Annotated in this window: 18 protein-coding genes; 4 read left to right on the forward strand and 14 right to left on the reverse strand. The window is 70.9% G+C overall.

Translation table 11 applies throughout. The annotated features are described in order from the left end of the window. Positions 1-37 precede the first annotated feature (37 nt). The 3 genes from ACT26F_RS10400 to ACT26F_RS10410 are packed head-to-tail and all read right to left on the reverse strand — an operon-like array spanning position 38 to position 3,288. Positions 38-640, reverse strand: coding sequence for a GNAT family N-acetyltransferase (locus tag ACT26F_RS10400; protein ID WP_471670457.1), 603 nt, complete (start codon positions 638-640; stop codon positions 38-40). Further along, positions 640-1,914 carry a molybdopterin molybdotransferase MoeA gene (locus ACT26F_RS10405; protein ID WP_471670458.1) on the reverse strand — a complete coding sequence of 425 codons (1,275 nt, stop codon included), beginning with the start codon at positions 1,912-1,914 and terminating at the stop codon, positions 640-642. The genes ACT26F_RS10400 and ACT26F_RS10405 overlap by 1 nt, the downstream gene beginning before the upstream one ends. Positions 1,915-1,941: 27 nt before the next feature. Further along, positions 1,942-3,288: a UTP--glucose-1-phosphate uridylyltransferase gene (locus ACT26F_RS10410; RefSeq protein ID WP_471671679.1), complete on the reverse strand. Its 1,347-nt coding sequence runs from the start codon at positions 3,286-3,288 to the stop codon at positions 1,942-1,944. A 48-nt stretch (positions 3,289-3,336) separates the two neighbouring features. Here ACT26F_RS10410 and ACT26F_RS10415 point away from each other — a divergent pair, with 48 nt between their 5' ends. Beyond that, positions 3,337-3,918, forward strand: coding sequence for a 5-formyltetrahydrofolate cyclo-ligase (locus ACT26F_RS10415; RefSeq protein WP_471670459.1), 582 nt, complete (start codon positions 3,337-3,339; stop codon positions 3,916-3,918). Between the two features lie 176 nt (positions 3,919-4,094). Beyond that, entirely contained in the window at positions 4,095-5,081 is a 987-nt protein-coding gene (locus ACT26F_RS10420; protein WP_471670460.1) for a type IV toxin-antitoxin system AbiEi family antitoxin domain-containing protein, read from the forward strand. A 100-nt stretch (positions 5,082-5,181) separates the two neighbouring features. Here ACT26F_RS10420 and ACT26F_RS10425 read toward each other — a convergent pair whose 3' ends face one another. The 11 genes from ACT26F_RS10425 to groES form a co-directional block, all read right to left on the reverse strand. Further along, on the reverse strand, positions 5,182-6,876 hold the full coding sequence (locus ACT26F_RS10425; RefSeq protein ID WP_471670461.1) for a GMC oxidoreductase: 1,695 nt from the start codon (positions 6,874-6,876) through the stop codon (positions 5,182-5,184). A gap of 3 nt (positions 6,877-6,879) precedes the next feature. Beyond that, positions 6,880-8,439, reverse strand: coding sequence for a succinic semialdehyde dehydrogenase (locus ACT26F_RS10430; RefSeq protein ID WP_471670462.1), 1,560 nt, complete (start codon positions 8,437-8,439; stop codon positions 6,880-6,882). A 76-nt stretch (positions 8,440-8,515) separates the two neighbouring features. Continuing rightward, a complete protein-coding gene (locus ACT26F_RS10435) occupies positions 8,516-8,983 on the reverse strand; it encodes a GNAT family N-acetyltransferase (protein WP_471670463.1) in 468 nt (155 codons plus the stop codon). Continuing rightward, a complete protein-coding gene (locus tag ACT26F_RS10440) occupies positions 8,980-9,780 on the reverse strand; it encodes a carbon-nitrogen hydrolase family protein (protein WP_471670464.1) in 801 nt (266 codons plus the stop codon). The genes ACT26F_RS10435 and ACT26F_RS10440 overlap by 4 nt, the downstream gene beginning before the upstream one ends. Continuing rightward, positions 9,777-10,874 (reverse strand): GuaB3 family IMP dehydrogenase-related protein, encoded by a 1,098-nt coding sequence (locus ACT26F_RS10445; RefSeq protein ID WP_471671680.1) that lies wholly within the window; start codon positions 10,872-10,874, stop codon positions 9,777-9,779. Before ACT26F_RS10445 ends, ACT26F_RS10440 begins: the two co-directional genes overlap by 4 nt. Before the next feature lie 35 nt (positions 10,875-10,909). After that, positions 10,910-12,415: an IMP dehydrogenase gene (guaB, locus tag ACT26F_RS10450; RefSeq protein ID WP_471670465.1), complete on the reverse strand. Its 1,506-nt coding sequence runs from the start codon at positions 12,413-12,415 to the stop codon at positions 10,910-10,912. Between the two features lie 130 nt (positions 12,416-12,545). Then, positions 12,546-14,180: an FAD-dependent oxidoreductase gene (locus ACT26F_RS10455; RefSeq protein WP_471670466.1), complete on the reverse strand. Its 1,635-nt coding sequence runs from the start codon at positions 14,178-14,180 to the stop codon at positions 12,546-12,548. A gap of 31 nt (positions 14,181-14,211) precedes the next feature. Further along, complete coding sequence (locus ACT26F_RS10460) at positions 14,212-15,132, reverse strand: AurF N-oxygenase family protein (protein ID WP_471670467.1); 921 nt, start codon at positions 15,130-15,132, stop codon at positions 14,212-14,214. Positions 15,133-15,282: 150 nt separating this feature from the next. Beyond that, entirely contained in the window at positions 15,283-17,658 is a 2,376-nt protein-coding gene (locus tag ACT26F_RS10465) for an AAA family ATPase (RefSeq protein ID WP_471670468.1), read from the reverse strand. 82 nt (positions 17,659-17,740) lie between these two features. Further along, on the reverse strand, positions 17,741-19,345 hold the full coding sequence (groL, locus tag ACT26F_RS10470; RefSeq protein WP_471670469.1) for a chaperonin GroEL: 1,605 nt from the start codon (positions 19,343-19,345) through the stop codon (positions 17,741-17,743). A gap of 18 nt (positions 19,346-19,363) precedes the next feature. Continuing rightward, positions 19,364-19,657 (reverse strand): co-chaperone GroES, encoded by a 294-nt coding sequence (groES, locus tag ACT26F_RS10475; RefSeq protein WP_471670470.1) that lies wholly within the window; start codon positions 19,655-19,657, stop codon positions 19,364-19,366. A 235-nt stretch (positions 19,658-19,892) separates the two neighbouring features. Between groES and ACT26F_RS10480 the strand changes: the two genes are divergently transcribed. Further along, entirely contained in the window at positions 19,893-21,053 is a 1,161-nt protein-coding gene (locus tag ACT26F_RS10480; RefSeq protein ID WP_471670471.1) for a class I SAM-dependent methyltransferase, read from the forward strand. 40 nt (positions 21,054-21,093) lie between these two features. After that, positions 21,094-21,813, forward strand: a complete 720-nt coding sequence (locus ACT26F_RS10485; RefSeq protein WP_471670473.1) for a LamB/YcsF family protein — start codon at positions 21,094-21,096, stop codon at positions 21,811-21,813. Position 21,814: the final 1 nt, after the last annotated feature.

Raw genomic sequence — 21,814 nt, forward strand, 5'->3', positions numbered from 1 at the left:
GTGTGTCGCACCAGAGTTCACTGGCGTCCCCACCGCCTCACCGCGTCGTGCGGTCCGGCCTGATCCGTTGCAGCACGCCGTTCGGCACGTCGTCGCGCAGCAGTTGGAAGACGCGATGGTCGCGCCAGTCCCCCGCGATGTGCAGGTAGCGCGGCGCGAGCCCGATCTCGGTGAAGCCGAGCTTGTCGACGACCCGCAGGCTCGCCGTGTTCTCCGGCCGGATCGAGATCTCGACGCGGTGCAGCCCGGCCTTCGTGAAGAGGTGGTCGGTCGCCAGCGCGACGGCGGTCGGGGTGATGCCACGGCCGGCATGGCTGCGGGCGACCCAGTAGCCGATGCTGCCCCACAGCGCCGAGCCCCGCGTGATCCCGTTGACGGTCACCTGCCCGACCATGTCACCGGCCCACGTCACGACGAACGGCATCGCCGAGCCCTCGCGAGCGCGCCGCCGCAGGTTCGCGATCGTCGCGCCGTACGACTCGGGCAGTCCGCCCTCGCCCGGCGGCAACGTCGCCTCCCACGGCGACAGCCACTCGAGGTTCTCGGTGCGCAGCCGGGCCCATGTGCCGGCGTCGCGGCGCGACAGCGGTCGGATGCCGATCAGGCCCTCCGACGCCGTCGCCGGCCACCCGCGGGCCATCAGAAGTTGCGGTCCAGCACGAGCGTGCGGACGGTGTCGCCGAGGTGCAGGGCGCTCTCGTCCTCGCCCACCACGATGAGCGCGTTGGCCTTCGCCAGCGCGCCGACCAGGTGCGGCCCGGTCCGCGGCAGGGGCGTGACCTTCGCACCGCGGTGGGTGACCTCGAAGAAGGCGAGGCGGTACTCGCGCACGCCCGTGTCGGACGTGAGGTCCTCGGCGAGTACGGCATGGACCTGGGGCCGGCGGTACGGCGTGCGACCGAGCATGCGCCGAATGGCCGGCACCACGAAGACCTCGAACCCGATGTACGCGGCGACGGGCTCACCCGGCAGCGTGACGACGGGAGTCTGCTCGTCGAAGACCCGGCCGAACCCGTGGGTGGTCCCGGGAGCGATCGCGACCTCGGAGAACGTCACCTCGCCGACCTCGGTCAGGGTCTTCTTCACCAGGGCGCGCTCGTCACCGGTGATACCGCCGGTCGTGACGACGAGGTCGGCGCGCACGAGCTGGTCGGACAGGACCCGCTTGAAGCGTGCGGGATCGTCGTCGACGACGCCGACGCGATACGCGATCGCGCCGAGCGAGCGCACGGCAGCGGCCAGCATCGAGGAGTTCGCGTCGTGGACCGAGTCGACATCGAGGTGCGCGCCCGGTTCCCGCAGCTCGGCACCCGTCGACAGCAGCACGACCCGCGGGCGCGGGCGAGCCCGGACACGATCGCGTCCGATCGCCGCCAGCAGACCGATCTCGCGCGGGCCCAGCACGGCTCCCTCGGGCAGCGCGACCGCGCCGCGGGAGAGGTCCTCTGCCGCGTGCCGCACACCGGAGCCCGCGAGCACCGCACGGCCGATCGCGACGCGTGAGCGGCCGCGGTCGGTGGCCTCCTGGGGCACGACCGCATCGGCACCGCGCGGCAGCGGCGCACCGGCCTGGATGCGCACGCAGGAGCCGCCGCTGATGGCGAAGGGCTTGCCCAGTCCGGGCACGATCTCGGCGACGACGGGCAGCTCGACGGGCGCACCCGGACGGGCGGCCACGACGTCCGCGGCGCTGACGGCATATCCGTCGACGGCGGCGGCCGAGAAGCGCGGAAGGTCCTGATCGCTCAGGACGTCCTCGTGCAGGGTCAGGCCGAGCGACTCCACGACCGGCTGGTCGTAGGCGGCGAGCGGTCCGACTCCGCGCAGGATCGTCTCGAGGTGGTCCTCGACGGTCTGGCGACCGGGAGCCACGCTGACCGGACGCGTCCGCGGGGGCAGTTGTCCGGACGACATGCCTGCCAGCCTAACCGCCGAACACCCTCAGATCCCCGACAGGACCGTTCCCGAGTCGACGTGGCGCGGCACGCCCTCGTCCTCGAGGACGACGTCACCACGCACCACGACGCCCTCGCCGAAGCTCCAGTCGCCGCGCACGGTGAACGAGGAGGCGTAGACGAGGGACACCGGGAAGGGCAGCCGCTTGTCGAAGTCGGCGATCGCCTTGAAGTACTGGGGATCGAGGTCGACGGCCGGGACGTCGTCGAGGCGGGAGCGCATCTGGTAGTCCGGGCCGACGTCGTAGACGTCCGACCGCAGCAGCAACAGGTCGTTCGTGGTCTTGACCGGCAGGAACCGGGCCCGGTCGACCTCGATCGCCTCGGCGCCCTCGAACACCGAGATCGCCGCGCCCATCGCCGACTCGATCTGGACCACCTTCGTGCTGGTCGGGTCGCTGGGATCGACGGTCTTGACGTTGCGGATGAGCGGCAGGTCGAGCACGCCGGACACGCGGTCGAGCTCGGCGCGCAGGGCATGCAGGTCGAACCACAGGTTGTTCGTGTGGAAGAAGCGGTGCACCCGGAGGTCGGCCGCCGTCGCGGCGTCCTCCTCCGCGGTCTGCGCCGTCTCGCGCAGGATCTTGCGGCCGTCGGAGCGGCGCACGACGAGATGGCCGCCCTTGACGTCGGCCGGCGTGCGCCGGCACACCTCGGCGGCGTAGGGGGCGCCCGTCTCGGCGAACCACGCCATCATCGCGGGGTCGGGCGTGGCCCCGAGGTTGTCGGCGTTGGAGATCGAGGCGTACTGGTAGCCCGCGGCGATCAGCTGGTCGAGGACGCCGGACGCGTCGAGCGCCGTGTAGAGGTCGGCGTGGCCGGGCGGGCACCACTCGAGCGAGGGGTTCTGGGGCCACTCGACGGGCTCGAGGGTGTCGAAGGTCAGCTTCGGCTCGCGGTGCTGCAGGAAGTCCAGCGGGATGTTGTCGACCTTCAGCTCGGGATAGTGCGACAGCACGTCGAGGGTGTCGCCGCGGGTCCGGAAGCTGTTCATGAACAGCAGCGGCAGCTCGACGCCCAACGTCGTCCGCACGTGCCACACCTGGTCGACGATGAGGTCCAGGAAGCTGAGTCGGTGCTTGATGGGCAGCAGCGACTTGGCCTGCTGCATGCCCATCGTCGTGCCCAGCCCGCCGTTGAGCTTGATGACGACCGTCTTGGCGGCGGCGCAGCGCAGCGCCTCCTCGTCGTAGTCGAGCGCCTCGATGCTGGGGATGTCGGTCAGCGGCTCGACGTCGGACTCGGCGATCAGGCCGGAGGCGCCGTGCTCGAGCTGGTGGTAGAACGCGGTGAAGACGTCGATCGCCTGCTGCGGCAATCCGTCCGCGCGCATCTTCGCCTGAGCGGCCTCCAGTCCCAACACCCGCCCTAGGCTAGCGGCATGTCGACGGACGTGGAGCAGGGCAAGCAATCTGTCCGCGAGGCGCTGATCACGCAACGGCGACAGCGTTCTTCCCTCGAACGCGAGGAGGCATCGCGGGCGCTGGCGCTGCACGCCTCGAGCCTGGCGGTCCTCGTCCAGGCCCGACGCGTCGCCGCCTTCCTCTCGATGCCCTCCGAACCCGGGACGGCCCCGTTACTGGAGTTTCTGGTGGGGCGAGGGGTGTCCGTACTCCTCCCCGTCAGCAACCCCGATCGGACCCTGGACTGGGTCGAGCACAGCACCCATGAGCCCGTCACGAGCGACCTCGGCGTGCCCGAACCGGGTGGTCCGCGGCTCGGCTCCGACGCACTCGCGTCGTGCGACGTCGCCATCGTCCCGGCGCTCGCGGTCGACCACCACGGCAACCGGCTGGGACGCGGCGCGGGCTACTACGACCGGGCCCTGGCCACCTACGACGGAGTGGTCTGCGCGGTCGTGTTCGCCGACGAACTGCTGCCCGACGTCCCCCACGAGCCCCACGACCACCCCGTCGACCTCGTCCTCACCCCGGCCGGCGTCTTCCGGCCCGACCGCGGCTGATCGGTTTACCACGGTCCCTTGGTTGCTTGCGTCCTCCCTCGGTTTGCTTACCGAGGGAGGACAGGGGATGCCCACGGGGGACGGGCGATCCACAGGCATGGCTCGTCACACACCGCCACCCACAGGTCGTGACTGCCCCCTTCTCGACGGGCAACCCAGAGACCGACCCTCGGGCCATGGAAGACGAAATTCGTGCGGCCATCGTCCTCAACGGCGGCTACCTGCTGCGCCGCGACCTGCTCTCGATGGGCCTCACCGACCAATGGATCGCACGACTCGTGAGAGCCGGCCTGCTGGCCCGCGTCAGGCACGGAACCTACGTCGACGCCGTGGCATTCGGGGCGTCGACTCCCGAGCAGAGGCACCTCGTCATCGCGCGATCGGTGCTCGACCGGCTGGGCGGCGGCGCCGTGGCCTCCCACCAGACCGCAGCGGTGGCCCTCGGCCTCGACGTCTACGGCAGCGCGCTCGACGAGATCCATGTGACCCGGGTCGACGACAACCAAGGCCGACGCGAAGCAGGGATCGTCCACCACGAGGGATCCATCGGGCCGGAGGACATCGTCGCGGTCGACGGCGTGCCCGTCGTCCGCGCGGCCAGGACGGTCCTCGAGGTGGCGGCCTCCGCCTCCACCGAGAGCGCGATGGTGACCGCGTCGTCTGCCTTGCGACTCGGCCTCGCCACGGACGAGGAATTGGCCGTCGAGGGCGAGCGGCACGCGCACTGGCAGGGCGCGCAGCGCGCGCGGTTGGCGGTCCGACTCGCCGACGGTCGCGCCGAGAGCGTTGGCGAGGTGCGGTCGCTCTACGCGATGTGGCGTCACGGGGTCCCTCGGCCCGACCTCCAGCGCGAGTTCTTCGACGACTTCGGGCGGCGGCTGGCGCGGGTGGACTTCCTCTGGGAGTTCTTCCGGCACATCGGCGAGTTCGACGGCGCGATGAAGTACGGCCGCATTCCCGGCGGACACGATGCGCACCGGGCGATCGTCGACGAGAAGCTGCGCGAGGACGACCTCCGATCCCGCGGGTACGGCGTGACGCGCTGGATGTGGCCCGATCTGGCGCCGGCCGGTGTCGGGGCGTGGGCGGCGGGGCTGAAGCAGGCGCTCGAGACCTCGCGCCGGCTCTATGCGGGCAACGCCACGCACATCGCGCTCGGCTGAACTCCACGCACCTCGGCATGCCCCTTCCTCCCTCGGTAAGCAAACCGAGGGAGGAGACAGGAAACCGAGGGACCGTGGTAAACCGGGACCCCGCGGGCCGTCAGGAGACGGCGACGATCGGGAGCCGGTAGGCGGCCGGGGCGCTCTCGGGGACGACGGGGTTCTTGGGCATGACCGGGTCGACGCGACGGTAGGCGGCACCGAGGGCCGGGCGCTCGTCGCGCTCGCCGCGGTTGGGCCACATCGCCATCGCCCGCTCGGCCTGGGCGGTGATCGTGAGCGACGGATTGACGCCCAGGTTCGCGGTGATGGCCGAGCCGTCGACGACGTGCAGGCCCGCGTGGCCGTACAGCCGCTGGTACGGGTCGATCACGCCGGTCGAGGCCGAGTCGCCGATCGCGCAGCCACCGATGAAGTGCGCCGTCATCGGGATGCCGATCGGCTCGGTGACGATGCCGCCGGCGACGCCGTCCATGTAGTCGGCCATCTCGGTGACCGCGCGGTGCGCCTCGGGGATGTAGGTCGGGTTCGGCTCGCCCGTGCCCTGCTTCGTGGTCATCTTGCGACCGCCGAACAGCCGGCGCTTCGTGTAGGTCGTGATCGAGTTGTCGCGCGCCTGCATGACGAGCGCGATGACGGTGCGCTCGGACCAGTGGAACGCGTCGTACAGCTTCGGCAGCCGCGGCACGATCTTGACGATGTTCTTGCCGACGGTCAGCAGGCTCGGCTTGCCCTGCCCACTGCCGTCGGTGGACAGCACCATCTGCACGAGCATCATCGCGTTCGAGCCCTTGCCGTAGCGGACCGGCTCGATGTGCGTCGTGTCGTTCGGGTGGATCGACGACGAGATCGCGACGCCCTGCGTGTAGTCGACCTCGCGGTGCATCGCGACGGCACCCATGAGCGCCTCGGAGTTCGTGCGGGTCAACAGTCCGAGCCGGTCGGAGATCTGCGGCAGGCTGCCGGAGTCACGCAGTCGGTGCAGCAGCTGCTGCGTGCCGAGCGACGCGGCCGAGAAGATCACCTGCTCGGCGCGGATCACCGACTTCTGGCGACGCTTGCGCGTGCCGCGCGTGTGCACCTCGTAGCCGCCGTCGGCGGGCCGCACGTCGACGACGGTGGTCAGCGGTCGGACCTCGGCACCGGCCTGCTCCGCGAGGTACAGGTAGTTCTTGACGAGCGTGTTCTTGGCGTTGTGGCGACAGCCCGACATGCACTCACCGCAGTTCAGGCACGTGCGCCGGGCCGGGCCCACGCCGCCGAAGTACGGATCCGCGACGTCCTTGCCCTCCTCGTCGCCGAACAGCACGCCGACGGGGGCGAAGTGGAACGTGTCGCCGTACCCGAGCCGATCGGCGGTCGCCTTCATGACCGTGTCCGCCGGGCTCATCCGCGTGACCTGGTTGACGCCGAGCATCCGCTTCGCCTGGTCGTAGAACGGCGCGAGCTCGCTCTTCCAGTCGGTGATGTGGCTCCAGGCCGCGTCCTCGTAGAACGGGTCAAGCGGTTCGTAGAGCGTGTTGGCATACACGAGCGACCCGCCGCCGACGCCCGCCCCGGCCAGGACGAGCGAGTTGCGCAGCAGGTTGATCCGCTGGATGCCGAAGCAACCCAGCCGCGGCGCCCACAGGTACTCCTTGAGGTGCCAGGAGTTCTTCGCGAACTCCTCGTCCCGGAAGCGCCGGCCGGCCTCGATCACGAGGACCTTGTAGCCCTTCTCCGTCAGCCGCAGCGCCGAGACGCTGCCGCCGAACCCCGAACCGACGATGACGACGTCGTAGTCGAACGCGCTCATGTCTCAGGCCTTCCAGGTCGTACGGCGCAGGAGCTTCAGCCCGACGGTCAGGAGCCGGCCGAAGGTGCGGTGGGACAGATACGTGGGACCGCCGACCGGGATGACCCGCTGGACGCCGATCGACTGGGTCTCGGTGAAGCGCAGCAGGCCCTCGGCGCCCTGACGGCGTCCCGTGCCCGACTCCTTCATGCCACCCATCGGCGCGTCGATGCTGCCGAAGGTGGCCGCGAAGCCCTCGTTGATGTTGACCGTGCCGGCCTTGATCCTCGGGGCGACCTGCCGGGCGCGGCGGACCGGACCCCACACGCTCGCGTTGAGGCCGTACACCGTGGAGTTGGCCTGGTCGACGGCCTCGCCGACGCTCTCGTAGCGGTACAGCGAGACGAGCGGGCCGAAGGTCTCTTCGGCGAAGCACGTCGCGGCCGCGGTGACGTTCTCGAGCACGGTCGGCTCGTGGAACCACGGCGCGATGTCGGGTCGGGCCCGGCCGCCGGCGACGAGCGTGGCGCCGTTGTCGAGGGCGTCGGCGACGTGCTTCTCGATCGTGGCCAGCTGCGACGGCGAGACGAGCGTGCCCATCTCGACCTCCCAGTCGCCGTTCGCGCCGTACGTGAGGTTCTGGACCCGCGCCGCGAGCGCGTCGCGGAACTGCGCGTAGATCGAGTCGTGCACGTAGATGCGCTCGATCGAGACGCACAGCTGGCCGGCCGAGCTGAAGGCGCCGGTGATCGTGCCCTCGACCGCTTTCTCGACGTCGGCGCCCGGAAGGACGATCATCGGGTTCTTGCCGCCGAGCTCGAGCGAGCAGCCGATGAGGCGCTCGGAGCACTGCGCGGCGATCCGCTTGCCCGTCGCGGTCGATCCCGTGAAGCAGATGTAGTCGGCGTTGGCGATGATCACCGAGCCGATGACCGAGCCCGCGCCGCTGACGACCTGCCACAGGTCGCGGGGGAACCCGGCCTGCTGCATCAGCTCGACGACCGCGAGGGCGGTCAGCGGGGACTGGCTGTCGGGCTTGTGCACGACGGCGTTCCCGGCGGCGACGGCGGCCAGGCCGTCGACGAGCGCCATCGAGAGCGGGTAGTTCCACGGCGTGATGAGCCCGACGACGCCCTTGGGCTGCTGGTACTGGCGCACGCTCGTGACGACCGGGTAGACGCCGCCGCGGCGGTGCGGGCCGAGGATGCGCGAGAGCCGGCGACCGTAGTAGCGGCCGGTCAGCGCCGTGTGCAGCACCTCGTCGAAGGCGTGGGAGCGGGCCTTGCCCGACTCGAGCTGGATCAGGTCGAGCAGCTCGTCCTGGTGCTTGAGGATCAGGTCGTGCAGCCGCAGCAGCGCCTTCTTGCGGGTGCGCAGGGGCGTGCGTGCCCACTGGGTCTGGGCGACCCGCGCGGCGGCGAACGCGTCGAGCACGTCCTGCTCGGTCGACACGGGCACGACGGCGACGTCCGCACCACTCAGGGGCGAGACCGTGGTGCGGGTCTCGGTGCCCGTGGCGCGAATGCCGGCGATGAGGGCGGACGCCCGCGACGGGGCGACGGTGATCTGGGCGGCATCAGGCATGGTCGACAGGATACCCCCTATGTGACACGCGTCATGTCAGATTCCGTAAACGGCGGTGACGCGTGCGCTAGGGGCCTCAGGGACTCGTCGGGGACGGGAGCCGCTTTGCGAAGCACAGCGACTCGGGCACCCGGTCGTACGGAGGATAGATCGCGATCGGCCGGTAGCCGGACCGCTCGTACAGGGCGATCGCGGCGCTCTGGCGCTCTCCCGTGTGCAGCACGACGCGATCGGTCACCTCGGCCGCGCGGGCCTCCACGGCACCGAGCAGTCGTGCCGCGAGACCCGATCCTCGCGTCTCGGGCAGCAGGAACATGCGCTTGACCTCGACGAGGTCGCCCAGGTGCCGCAGCGATGCCGTGCCCACGGGCCGCTCCCCCTCGAGCACCAGCAGACACGTGATGACCGACGCGGGATCGATGTCCTCCGAGCCCGCGACGTTGCGTGGCCGGTCGTAGAGCCGGCTCATCTCGTCGACCATCGAGGCGCGCAGCGCGACGGCACGCGGGTCGAGGAAGTCGACCTCGACGATCTCGGCGCTCACCGGCGGACGACCGGAGCCGGCTCGCGCAGGTCCGCGAGCATCGGGTGCCGCGCTCGCGTCGCCTTGAGCAGCGGCCGGTCGAGCGTCGCCATCGCAACCCCCTCCCCCGCGGCGCCGTCCGAGCCCGTCGACGGGACTTCGGCGAGCACGCGGCCCTCGGGGTCGTACACCGCGCTGCCGCCGTCGAACTCGTTGCCGGCCAATGATCCGGTGATGCCACTGACGACCGTGTACATGCCGTTCTCGAGGGCGCGGGCCCGGTAGTACAGCTCGCGTCGGTGGGCGCTGCCGGCGAGGTACGCGACCGAGGCGGCGTACACCTCGGCACCGGCGAGGGCGAGCGACCTCGCGTGCTCGGGGAAGCAGCCGTCGTAACAGATCGACAGGCCCACGGACCACGCCGAGCCCGACGGCGTGGGGACCTCGAGGACGATGCCGGCCGTGCCGGGCACGATGTGGTCGCTCTCGTCGTCGCACGGATTCTGCTTGTCGTAGACCCGCCACGGCCGATCCCGTCCGAAGGCCAGGGTCGAGATCGTGAAGCCGTCGGGCCCGTCGAGACAGGCACCCACGAGGACGACCATGCCGGCCCGTGCCGCGGCGTCCTCGATGACCCGCAGGCGTGGGTCGGTCTCGCCGACGACCACCGGCGGCATCCGGTACCCGCCGAGGAACAGTTCGGGCATCACGAGCAACTGCGCGCCGGCCGCCTGCCCGATCGCGCGGACCACCGTGGCGATGTCGGCCTCGACGTCCCCCGCCGAGGCGAACTGACCCGTCGCGACCGTGAGCGTCACCCGACCACGACCTCGATCCGCTGGAACTCCTTGAGGTCGGTGTAGCCGGTCGTGGCCATCGCCCGGCGCAGCGCACCGACGAGGTTCATCGTGCCGTCGGGCACCCGTGAGGGACCGAACAGCACCTCCTCGAGAGGGCCGACCGTGCCGATCTCGACCCGTTCTCCCCGCGGCAGGTCGCCGTGCCAGGCCTCGGCACCCCAGTGGAAGCCGTGACCGGGGGCGTCGGTCGCGCGCGCGAACGGCGAGCCGATCATGACGGCGTCGGCGCCGCAGGCGAAGGCCTTCGCGAGATCGCCGCTGCGGCCGATCGAGCCGTCGGCGATGACGTGCACGTAGCGGCCGCCGGACTCGTCGAGGTAGTCGCGGCGGGCCGCGGCGACGTCGGACACGGCCGAGGCCATCGGCACCGAGACGCCGAGCACGCTGCGCGTCGTGTGGGTGGCACCGCCGCCGAAGCCGACGAGCACGCCGGCCGCGCCGGTGCGCATGAGGTGCAGTGCGGCCTGGTGGGTGGCGCAACCGCCCACGATGACCGGGACGTCGAGCTCGTAGATGAACTGCTTGAGGTTGAGCGGCTCGGCGTTGCCCGAGACGTGCTCGGCCGAGACGGTCGTGCCGCGGATGACGAACAGGTCGACGCCGGCTTTCACGACGGTGTCGGCGAAGCGCTTCGTCTGGCCCGGCGACAGCGAGCCCGCCACCGTGACCCCGGCCTCGCGGATCTCGCGCAGCCGCTCGGTGATGAGCTCGGCCTTGATCGGCTCGGCGTAGATCTGCTGCAGCCGCGTCGTGACGGCGGCCGGCTCGATCGCCGCGATCTCGTCCAGCAGGGGGCGCGGGTCCTCGTAGCGCGTCCACAGGCCCTCGAGGTTCAGCACGCCGAGGCCACCGAAGCGGCCGAGCGCGATCGCGGTCTCGGGACTCATGACCGAGTCCATGGGGGCCGCCACGATCGGCAGGTCGAACCGGTAGGCGTCGATCTGCCAGTGCGTCGAGACCTCCTCGGGGTCGCGCGTGCGCCGGCTGGGCACGATCGCGATGTCGTCGAAGTGGTACCCCTGGCGGCCGCGCTTGGACAACCCGATGTCGATGCTCACGCCGGACAGCCTATCGGGGCGTCCCGACGTCAGAGGATCGTGTAGTTCGGTGCCTCGACGGTCATCTGGATGTCGTGCGGGTGGCTCTCCTTGAGGCCCGCGGCGGTGATCCGGACGAAGCGGCCGTTCTCGCGCAGCTGCGGGATCGTGTGCGCACCGACGTAGAACATCGACTGGTGCAGGCCGCCGATGAGCTGGTGGGAGACCGTCGAGAGCGGACCGCGGTAGGCGACACGACCCTCGATGCCCTCGGGCACGATCTTGTCGTCGCTCGTGACGTCGGCCTGGAAGTAGCGGTCCCGCGAGTACGACTTCTTGCCGCGCGAGGCCATCGCGCCGACCGAGCCCATGCCCCGGTAGCTCTTGTACTGCTTGCCCGAGACGAAGATCAGCTCGCCCGGGCTCTCCTCGCAGCCGGCCAGCAGCGAGCCGACCATGACGGACTCGGCTCCCGCGACGAGCGCCTTGGCGATGTCGCCGGAGTACTGCAGGCCGCCGTCGGCGATGACCGGCACGTTGGCCGGACCCGCGGCGAGCGAGGCCTCGTACACCGCCGAGATCTGCGGGACGCCGACACCGGCGACCACGCGGGTGGTGCAGATCGAGCCCGGCCCGACGCCGACCTTGACCGCGTCGACCCCCGCGTCGACGAGCGCCTGGGCCCCGGCGCGGGTGGCGATGTTGCCGCCGATGATCTGGACGCCGTCGAAGGCGGAGTCGGCCTTGAGTCGGCGGACCATGTCGAGCAGCGCGCGGGCGTGGCCGTGGGCGGTGTCGACGACGAGCACGTCGACCCCGGCCTCCATGAGCCGGCCGGCGCGGTCGAAGGCGTCGCCGAAGAAGCCGACGCCGGCGCCGACGAGCAGGCGGCCGGAGGCGTCCTTGCTGGCCAGCGGGAACTGCTCGGACTTGACGAAGTCCTTGACCGTGATGAGGCCCTGCAGCTTGCCCTCGTCGTCGACGATCGGCAGCCGCTCACGCTTGTGCTGGCGCAGCAGCGACGAGGCGTCCTCGCGCGAGATGCCGACGGGTCCGGTGATCAGCGGCATGGGCGTCATGACGTCGCCGACGTAGGTCGTGGCCCACTCCTTCACCGGGGTGAAGCGCAGGTCGCGGTTCGTGATGATGCCCAGCAGCGTGTCGTCCTCGTCGACGACCGGAAGGCCCGAGACGCGGTACTCGCCGCAGCGCTCGTCGAGCTCCTCCAGGGTGGCCTTCGGGCCGATCGTGACGGGGTTGGCGATCATGCCCGTCTGGGTCCGCTTGACGAGGTCGACCTGGTACGCCTGGTCCTCGGTCGAGAGGTTGCGGTGCAGGATGCCGATGCCGCCCTCGCGGGCCATCGCGATCGCCATCCGCGACTCGGTGACGGTGTCCATCGCCGCCGACAGCAGCGGGATCCGCAGCGAGATCTCGCGCGTCAATCGAGTCGTCGTGTCGACCTCGCTGGGGATGACGTCGGTCTCGCCGGGAAGCAGCAGGACGTCGTCGTAGGTCAGACCGAGATCAGCGAACTTGTCGGGGATGCCCACCATGGCCCGAGTCTACCGGCGCGATTCGCCACTTCCGAACCCGGCGGATGTGATCTCGATACGCCGCTCGCTCCGCTCGCGAGCTACTCGATCACCGAGGGCTCGGGGCGAGACGGCGTATCGAGATCACGCGTCAGTGGACCGAGGTGGCCGCGCTGACCTTGAGCATCTCGTCGACGGACTCGAACTTGACCCGCGGGCGGCCCTGCTTGCGGCCGCGCTTCTCCTCGGCCTTCTCGATCGCGAGCATGCGGCGGCGGCCGACGACGTGGTCGACGCGACCGCGCACGAACGGCCCGAACGTGGCACGTCGCCGGGGCGCGTGCGGGACCAGGTCGGCGTTCGCGTCGGCCACGAGCGACGCGATCGTCTCGTGCGCACACGTCCGGTTGGCGCCGATGCCGCCGTTGGCGCCGCGCTTGATCCAGCCGACGACGTACGTGCCCGGCACGGGCTGCCCGGTGACGGGGTCGATGACGCGTCCGTGGTCGTTCGGGACGGTGGCCGTGGCCTCGTCGAACGGCAGCCCCGGGATCGGGGCTCCGCGATGGCCGGTGGAGCGGATCAGCGTGCCGCACGGCACCGTGACGGCCTCGTCGGCCACGCCTGTCGGCGCGACCTGCACGGCCTCGACCCGGTCGTCGCCCTCGACCGCCACGACCTGGCGACCGAACGCGAAGACGAGCCGACGGTTGCCCGCCGGCGCGACCGTGAGGTCGACGTCGAGCAGCGGCAGTGCGGCGAGCACCTCGGCGTTGCTCTCGGGCGCGGCCACGGCGAACTCGGCCTCGGTCGCGTCGTCGCGCGCGACGACGACGTCGATCCCCGCGGGCATCATGAGCAGCTCGGGCCGGGTGAAGGCGGCCGCGGAAGGGCCACGGCGACCGAGCAGCACGACCTCGCGCACGTTGAGCCCGCGGAAGGCGGCGAGCGCGTGGTCGGCCATGTCGGTGCGAGCCAGCACCTCGGGGTCCTCCAGCAGGAGCCGGGCCAGGTCGAGGGCCACGTTGCCGTTGCCCACGATCACGACCCGGTCGCCCTCGACCCGGATGCCGTCGGCCGGCACGTCGAGGGCGCCGTTGTACCAACCGACGACGTCGGGCGCCGGGTACACGCCCGGCGTCTGCTCGCCGGGGACGCCGAGCTCGCGGTCGAGGCGGGCGCCGACGCCGTAGATCACGACGTCATGGTGCTGCAGGACCTGCTCGTGGGTGATGTCACGACCGACCTCGACGTTCATCAGCACCTTCGTGCGCGGGTGCTTGAACGCCCAGTCGAACAGGCTCTGGAACTGCTTCGTCTCCATGTGGTCGGGCGCGACGCCCCCACGGACGAGGCCGCCGGGGACGGGCAGCTTGTCGATCATCGTGATCTTCGCGTCGGTCGACAACAGCAGCTGTCGCGCCGCGTAGGAGGCCGCCGGACCTGTGCCGACGATCGCGACCGTCAGCGGCCGCACCAGGTCGCCGCCCATGTCGTCCCACGTGTGCGTCTGGGGGTTCAGTCGCTCGGGTCGTCGCTCGTAGTACTCCGCGTTGAGCTGCGCGAAGACCTGCTCCGCGCCGCGCAGGAGGTCGATCGACTTCGGCGACGACACCGGACACGCATCGGTGCACGCGCCGCAGTCGATGCAGGACCGCGGGTCGACGTAGAGGATGTCGGCGGTGCCGAAGTCCGGCTCGTCGGGCGTCGGGTGGATGCAGTCGACGGGGCACACCGAGACGCACGAGGCGTCCTTGCAGCAGGACTGGGTGATTGCGTAGGCCATGGTTCAGGCTTCCCGAGAGTCTTCCGTGGCCTCAGAGCATGTGGACGGTGCGGTAGATCCGCATCGACGTGGGAGTCAGCAGCTGGGCCTCGGACAGGAAGTCCATGAGGTGCACGCAGCTCATCCGCATGAGGTTCTGGTGGTGGACGTTGCCCTTCGCCGCCTCCTTCGCCTCCCGCGGGTCGAGGCCGACGTTGGCGTACACGTCGTCGTTGACGAGCGACTCGACGATGATCGCGGCGACGATCGACGTGATCATCGCGCCGAGGTGACGGCGGACCTTCGACTTGCCGGCGAGGTGGTCGATGATCTCCATGCGCGCGAACTTCATGTGGCGCGCCTCCTCGACGACGTGGATCTTCGAGGTGGTGCGCACCTCCTCGAGCACGCTCTCGCCGCGCATCCAGTCGCGCTGCATGATGTCGAGGACCTCCTCGGCGACGAGGATCGCGGCGTAGCACTGCTCCGGCGGGGCGATCGTGCGGAAGGCGCGGGCAAGCTCGTGGAAGAGCCGGCGCGGGCGGTAGTGCGGGACGCCCATCTTGGAGCACGTCTTGCTGAACATGAGCGAGTGGCGGCACTCGTCGGCGATCTCGGTGAGCGCGAAGCGGAACTCAGGGTCGCCGTAGTCGGCCGAGTACTGCGAGCGCAGCACCATCGACTGCAGCATCGTCTCGAACCAGATGCCGGTGCTCATGATCGAGCCGACCTCGTGGCGCGTCAGGTCGCGGCGCTGGTCCTCGGTCATCCGGTCCCACAGGTCGGTGCCGTAGAGCGTCGACCACTCCGGGTTGAGGCCGTACTTCTTCTCGTCCAGGGGCTTGGCCCAGTCGATCTCGCGGTCCGGGTCGTACGACAGGACGGCGGACGACTCCAGAAGACGCTCCAGTTCGGTGCCCTTGTCGATGGACTGGCGGAACTCGACGGCGGCGCGATCGTCGATGACGGTCATGGCGGACTCCTCGGACGGAAACGATGTGACATTCGGAATGTAACATACGGCGTGACTTGCGTCACGAGATTCGAAACACTCGATGACGCCTCGCCGCGCTTCACCACAGAAGTCACAGGAGAGCACTCAGGCCACAGCCCGCGTGCGGCCCTAGTCCGTGGCGGCCCACGCGAAGAACTCGTCGGCGGCCAGCACCGGCGTGCCGTACTCCTTGGCCTTGCGGGCCTTGCCCGACTGCGTGCCGACCTCGGCGACGACGAGGACGTCGCAGCGGGTCTTCGTGACGCTGTTCACGGGCAGCAACCCGTGCTCGACGGCGAGCCGGGTCATGTCCTCCCGGCTCCAGACCCGGCCGTCCGGACCGATCGCTGAGCCCGTGAAGCACACCCTCGCACCCGCCACGAGGATCTCCCCCACCTCGGGATCTGCGGCGGCCGCCACCACGTCCTCGGCGAAGGCGACCCCGAGCCACTGCTCGACCCTCCGCAGGCGCACCAGGAGCTCGGGCGAGAGCCGGGACGCCCTCGTGGCCACGGTGGCCAGCCGTTCGGCCACCGCGGCGCCGGCCACCCGGCCCGCCCCGTCGCGCGGAGCGGCGGGCAGGTCGCCGACCTCGGCGCCGTCGAGCAGGAGGCGACCGATCGTGCGGCCGACCTCGGCGACCGCCGACAGGGTCGGCATCGCCTCGGAGTGCGGTGTCTCGGCGTCGCCGTCGCGGGTCAGCAGGTAGCCGGGGGCGTCCTCGACGAGTCCCGCGAGCGCGAACGGGGTGCCGGTGCCCAGCGCGTCCCCGAGCCGGTCGTGCGCGGCGAGGGCAGCGCGAGCGCTGTCCAGGGCGTGCGTCGACCGCCACGCCCTGCGCTCCGTGTCGATCAGCGAGGAGGCCGGCACGTCGACGCCCAACGGCATCGGCAGCACCCGCTTCAGTCGCTTGAGCTCGAAGTCGACCTTGCCCAACTCCTCGTCGACACCGATCCCCACGGGCGTGAGACCCTCCAGCAGCGGTGCGAGCGTCGCCCACGCCTCGGGCAACGTCGGTGCGAGCAGCACGTCGTCGGCCGTGATCGCATAGGCGGAGCGGGCGTCGGCCAGATCGCGCTCGGGGTTCACGAGCGTGCTGATCGCCGTGCCGTCGTCGAAGGCCACCGCGAGCTCGACGGGGCGCGGGCGCGAGAACGTGCCCTCGTCGCCGACGCACGAGATCGCCAGGGCGCAGAACCGGGTCGGGCCGGCGAGATCGGTCGACTCGTGCAGGTAGCGGACGATCCGACGGTCCGTGCGCAGGTGCCGCGGCTCGATCGGTCGCTTCAGGACGAGTCCGTCCAGCGTCGTGGCGCGGCTCAGCGCGACGTAGGCCTGGCCCGCGGCGAAGACGCCGCCGGTGAGGTCGACGACGAGCCGCTCCAGCGTCTGGCCCTGGCTCTTGTGGATCGTGATCGCCCACGCCAGCTTGAACGGCAGCTGCGTGTAGGTGCCGACGACCTCGCTGGTCATCCGGCCGTCCTCGACGACCGGACGCAGGACGTCCCACGCGAACGGCCCCACCGTCGCGGTGCTGCCGTCGCCGAACTCGACCTCGACCTCGAGGTCCCCGTCCACCCGCTCGACACCGCTCACCCGGCCCAGCGTCCCGTTGACCCACCGGTCGCCCGAGTCGTTCGACAGCATCATGATCTGCGCGCCCACCTTGAACGCGAGCACGCGATCGGTCGGGGCGTCGAACAGCGAGAGGTCCCCGGACTCGACGGCGACGCTCTCCACGACCTCGCCCGGGAGCTGCTCGAGGCGCTGCCGGTTGCGCGCCGTGACGATCCGGTTCGAGGGAGCGAGGGTCAGCCACAGCTCGTCGTCCGGCGGCTCGAAGTCCGGATCGACCCGCGCGTTCAGGTCCGCCTGGGCGTGGTCGAGCAGCACGCCCTCGCGCACGGCGTTGAGCAGTCCGGTGAGCCGCTCGTCACCGAGCTGGCGGAACACCGTGGTCAGCGCGACCGTCGGGAAAGCCGCCCGGTCGAAGGCGTGCGCCGAGAAGAAGTACGGCGTCTCGTAGTGCCCGGCGAAGTGCGACGTCAGCGAGTCCTCGACCACCGGCGGCAGTTGCAACAGGTCGCCGACGAGGACGACCTGCACGCCGCCGAACGGCGTCCCGGGCCGCGGGCCGAACCGCTCCAGGGCGGCGGCGAGCATGTCGAACAGATCGGCCCGCACCATCGACGCCTCGTCGACGATCAAGGTCTGCAGGGACTTGAGCGTCCGCGCGAACCGCATCGGGCGGTAGTCGCCCGAGCGCACGTCCTCCAGCGATGTCGTCGTCCGGAACGAGAACAGCCGATGGATCGTGAAGCCCTCGACGTTGAGGGCCGCGATGCCGGTCGGCGCCACCACGACGACGCGACGGTCCGTCCCGGCCATGAAGTGCCGGATCAGCGTCGACTTGCCCGTGCCGGCCTTGCCCGTGAGGAACAGGTGGCCGCCCGAGTCGAGGACGCCCCGCGCACGCTCGAACTCGGCCGTGATCGTGAGGCTCATGTCGCGGGAAGGCTATCTGGTGGTCCCGGGACGCACGAAGACCCCGGACCGGAGTCCGGGGTCTTCGTGTGACGGTGGTCGGTCAGTGGTTGTGACCGGCGTGGGCGTCGCCCTCGTCGTCGGCCGGCTTGTCCACCACGAGCGTCTCGGTGGTGAGCAGCATGGCCGCGATCGACGCCGCGTTCGCGAGCGCCGACCGGGTCACCTTGACCGGGTCGAGGATGCCCTGCGCGAGCAGGTCACCGTACTCGTCCGTGGCCGCGTTGTAGCCCTCACCGGACTCGCGGACCTTGGCCACGACGACCTCGCCGGAGACGCCGCCGTTGCGGGCGATCCACTCCAGCGGGGCGTCGGCGCCCTTGCGGACGATGCGAACGCCGAGGGCCTCGTCGCCGGACAGGTTCAGGTCCTTGTCCAGCACGCCGACGGCGTGCACGAGGGCCGAGCCGCCACCGGGGACGATGCCCTCCTCGATGGCCGCGCGGGTCGCCGAGACGGCGTCCTCGATGCGGTGCTTCTTCTCCTTGAGCTCGACCTCGGTGGCCGCGCCGACCTGGATGACGCACACGCCACCGGCCAGCTTGGCGAGCCGCTCCTGCAGCTTCTCGCGGTCCCACTCGGAGTCGGTCTGCTCGAACTCGGCCTTGATCTGGGCCACGCGGCCCTCGACCTCGGCCGTGTCGCCGCCGCCGTCGATGATCGTCGTGTCGTCCTTCGTGACGACGACGCGACGCGCCGTGCCGAGCACCTCGAGGCCGACCTGGTCCAGCTTGAGGCCGACGTCGGGGGTGACGACGGTCGCGCCGGTCAGGGTCGCGATGTCCTGCAGCATCGCCTTGCGACGGTCGCCGAAGGCCGGAGCCTTGACCGCCACGGAGGTGAACGTGCCGCGGATCTTGTTCACGACGATCGTCGAGAGCGCCTCGCCGTCGACGTCCTCGGCGATGATGAACAGGTTCTTGCCGGACTGGACGACCTTCTCCAGCAGCGGCAGGAGGTCGGCGATGGCCGAGATCTTGCCCTGGTTGACGAGGATGTAGGGATCGTCGAGGACGGCCTCCATGCGCTCGGTGTCGGTGACCATGTACGGCGACAGGTAGCCCTTGTCGAACTGCATGCCCTCGGTGAACTCGAGGTCGGTGCCCATGGTGTTGGACTCCTCGACGGTGATGACACCGTCCTTGCCGACCTTGTCGAACGCCTCGGCGATGAGCTCGCCGATCACGGCGTCACGGCTCGAGACCGTGGCGACGGCGGCCATGTCGGAGACCGAGGCCACCTCACGAGCCCGCACGTGCAGCTCGTTGGTCACGGCCTCGACGGCCGCCTCGATGCCCTTCTTGAGGCCGACCGGGTTGGCACCGGCCGCGACGGCCCGCAGGCCCTCGTGGACCATGGCCTGCGCGAGCACCGTGGCGGTGGTCGTGCCGTCACCGGCGATGTCGTTGGTCTTGGTGGCGACCTCCTTGGCCAGCTGCGCGCCAAGGTTCTCGAAGGGGTCATCGAGCTCGATCTCACGGGCGACGGAGACACCGTCGTTCGTGATGGTCGGGGCGCCCCACTTCTTGTCGAGGACCACGTAGCGGCCCTTCGGGCCGAGGGTCACCTTGACGGTGTCGGCGAGCTTGTCGACACCGCGCTCGAGGGCGCGACGAGCGCTCTCGTCGAATTCCAGGATCTTGGGCATGGGTGCTCCAGCCGCCGATCAGGCCAGGACCGCGAGGACGTCGCGGGCGTTGAGGATCAGGTAATCGGCGCCGCCGTGCTTGACCTCGGTGCCGCCGTACTTGCTGAAGAGCACGCGATCGCCGACGGCCACGTCGACGGGGATGCGCTCACCGGAGTCGCTGACGCGACCGGGGCCCACGGCGACGACCTCGCCCTCCTGCGGCTTCTCCTTGGCGGTGTCGGGGATGACGAGCCCCGACGCGGTGGTCTGCTCGGCCTCCGCGGCCTTGATGACGATGCGATCTTCGAGCGGCTTGATGGTGACCGACACTGGTCGACCTCCCCTTTCGGATGGGTGAAAGAACGTCTGGCACTCGTGACGTCAGAGTGCCAGTCGTCAGCGTAGCACCGGCTGGCACTCGACCCAACAGACTGCTAACTGGGCGGGACGCGCTCGCTTCGCTTCGCGCTCGATTCCGGCTCCGCAGAGCTCCGCCGGGCCCGCCCACTCGGGCTTCGCCCTCGTCAGGATCCCCGGTGGTGGTCGTCGCTGACAGACTGCCCTCGTGGACGTTGCGACCTTCGAGCAGTTGCTGGGCCCCGTAGGACAGGCGCTGCTGGCCGAGGTCCACGAGCGGGCCGGGATCGAGTCCGACCTCGCGCTGGGCACCCGGCTGCGGCGCGACCATCCCGTCGACCTCGTGGCCGCCGCCGTGACCCAGAACCACCTGCGCGGCAAGGCCGCGGCCAAGTTCGGCGCCGATGCCGCACGCATGTACTTCACCCACGACGCGCTGGAGCAGGCGACGCGCCGGCCGGTCGCGGCCCACCGCGCCCAGCGCCTCGCGGAGCTCGGCGCGACCGCAGTCGCCGACCTCGGCTGCGGCATCGGGGGCGACCTCGTCGCGTGCGCGCAGGCCGGTCTGGCCGTGCGCGGCATCGAGCAGGACCCCGTGCGCGCTGCGATCGCGCGAGCGAACCTCGACGCCCTCGGCCTCCGCGGCACGGTCGAGGTCGGCGACGCGACGACGGCCGCGATCGCGGACGCCGAGGTCGCCTTCGTCGATCCCGCGCGACGCGACGGGCGCGGACGGACGTTCGGTCTCGACGGCCTCGTCCCCTCGTGGGAGTTCGTGACCGACCTGCTGCGGGGGCGTGCGCTGGCCAAGGTCATGCCCGGGATCGCGCACGACGCCGTGTCGCCGGGCGTGCAGCCCGAGTGGGTCAGCGACGGCGGCAACCTGGTCGAGGCGTGCCTGTGGGGCGCGGGCTTCGACCTCGAGGCGACCCGGCGCGCGACGGTCCTGCCCGCCGGGGCGACGCTGACGTCGCGAGGCGAGGTCGCCGAGGTCGGCACGCCGCTGTCGCACCTCGTCGAGCCCGACGACGCGGTGATCCGCGCCGGGCTCGTGGCCGAGCTGGCGCAGGACCTCGGCGGACGACTGCTCGATCCGCACATCGCGTGGGTCACCACCGACACGGCGTACGACGGCCCTCTCGGCCGGTGCTTCGAGGTGGTCGAGGAGCTGCCGTTCCGCGAGAAGCCGCTCAAGGCCGCCCTCCGGGCCCGCGACGTCGGCACGCTGACGGTCAAGAAGCGCGGGGTCGACGTCGTCCCGGAGCAGCTGGTCCGCCGTCTCGGGCTAAAGGGCGCGATCACCGCCACCGTGGTGCTCACCCGCGCCGCGGGCGAGGGCGCCGCGTTTCTCGTCCGCCCGCTCCGCTGAGAGCGACCAGTGCCGCGCGTGATCGCGGTACGGTCGGGCCATGGGCGGGCGAGTCGACCTCAACGCGGACCTCGGCGAGTCGGCCGAGCGCTGGCGGTCCGGCGAGGACGAGCGGCTGCTCGGACTCGTCACGAGCGCGAACGTGTGCTGCGGCGCGTACGCCGGCGACGACGACCTGATCCGCGCGACGTGCGCGGCCGCCGTCGAGCACGGCGTCGCGATCGGCGCGCAGGTCGGCTACCGCGACCGCGAGGGCTTCGGTCGGCGTGCCGTGGACCTGCCTCCTCGTGACCTCACCGAGGAGGTGCGCCGGCAGGTCGACCACCTGACCGAGCTGGCGGACGCGGTCGGCGGCATCGTCACCTACGTCAAGCCGCACGGCGCGCTCTACCACCGGATCTCCCACGACGAGGGCCAGGCCGCCGCGATGGTCGAGGCGATGCTCGTCGACGCCGCTCCGCTGTCCCTCGTGGGCATGCCCACGTCGCTCGCGCTGCGGTTCGCCGAGGCCGAGGGGGTCCCGATCGTCCGCGAGGGCTTCGCCGACCGGGCGTACGACGACGAGGGCGGGCTCGTCCCCCGCGACCGGCCCGGCGCCGTGCTGACCGACCCCGACGCGGCGGCGGCCCAGGCACTCTCCCTGCTGGGGGCCGTCGACTCGATCTGCGTCCACAGCGACAGCCCCGGCGCCGAGCGCCTGCTCGCGCGGGTACGCGCCGCCCTGGAGTCCGCCGACGTCAGCGTCCGGTCCTTCAGCTGAC

The sequence above is a fragment of the Aeromicrobium sp. SP1 genome (assembly GCF_055663785.1).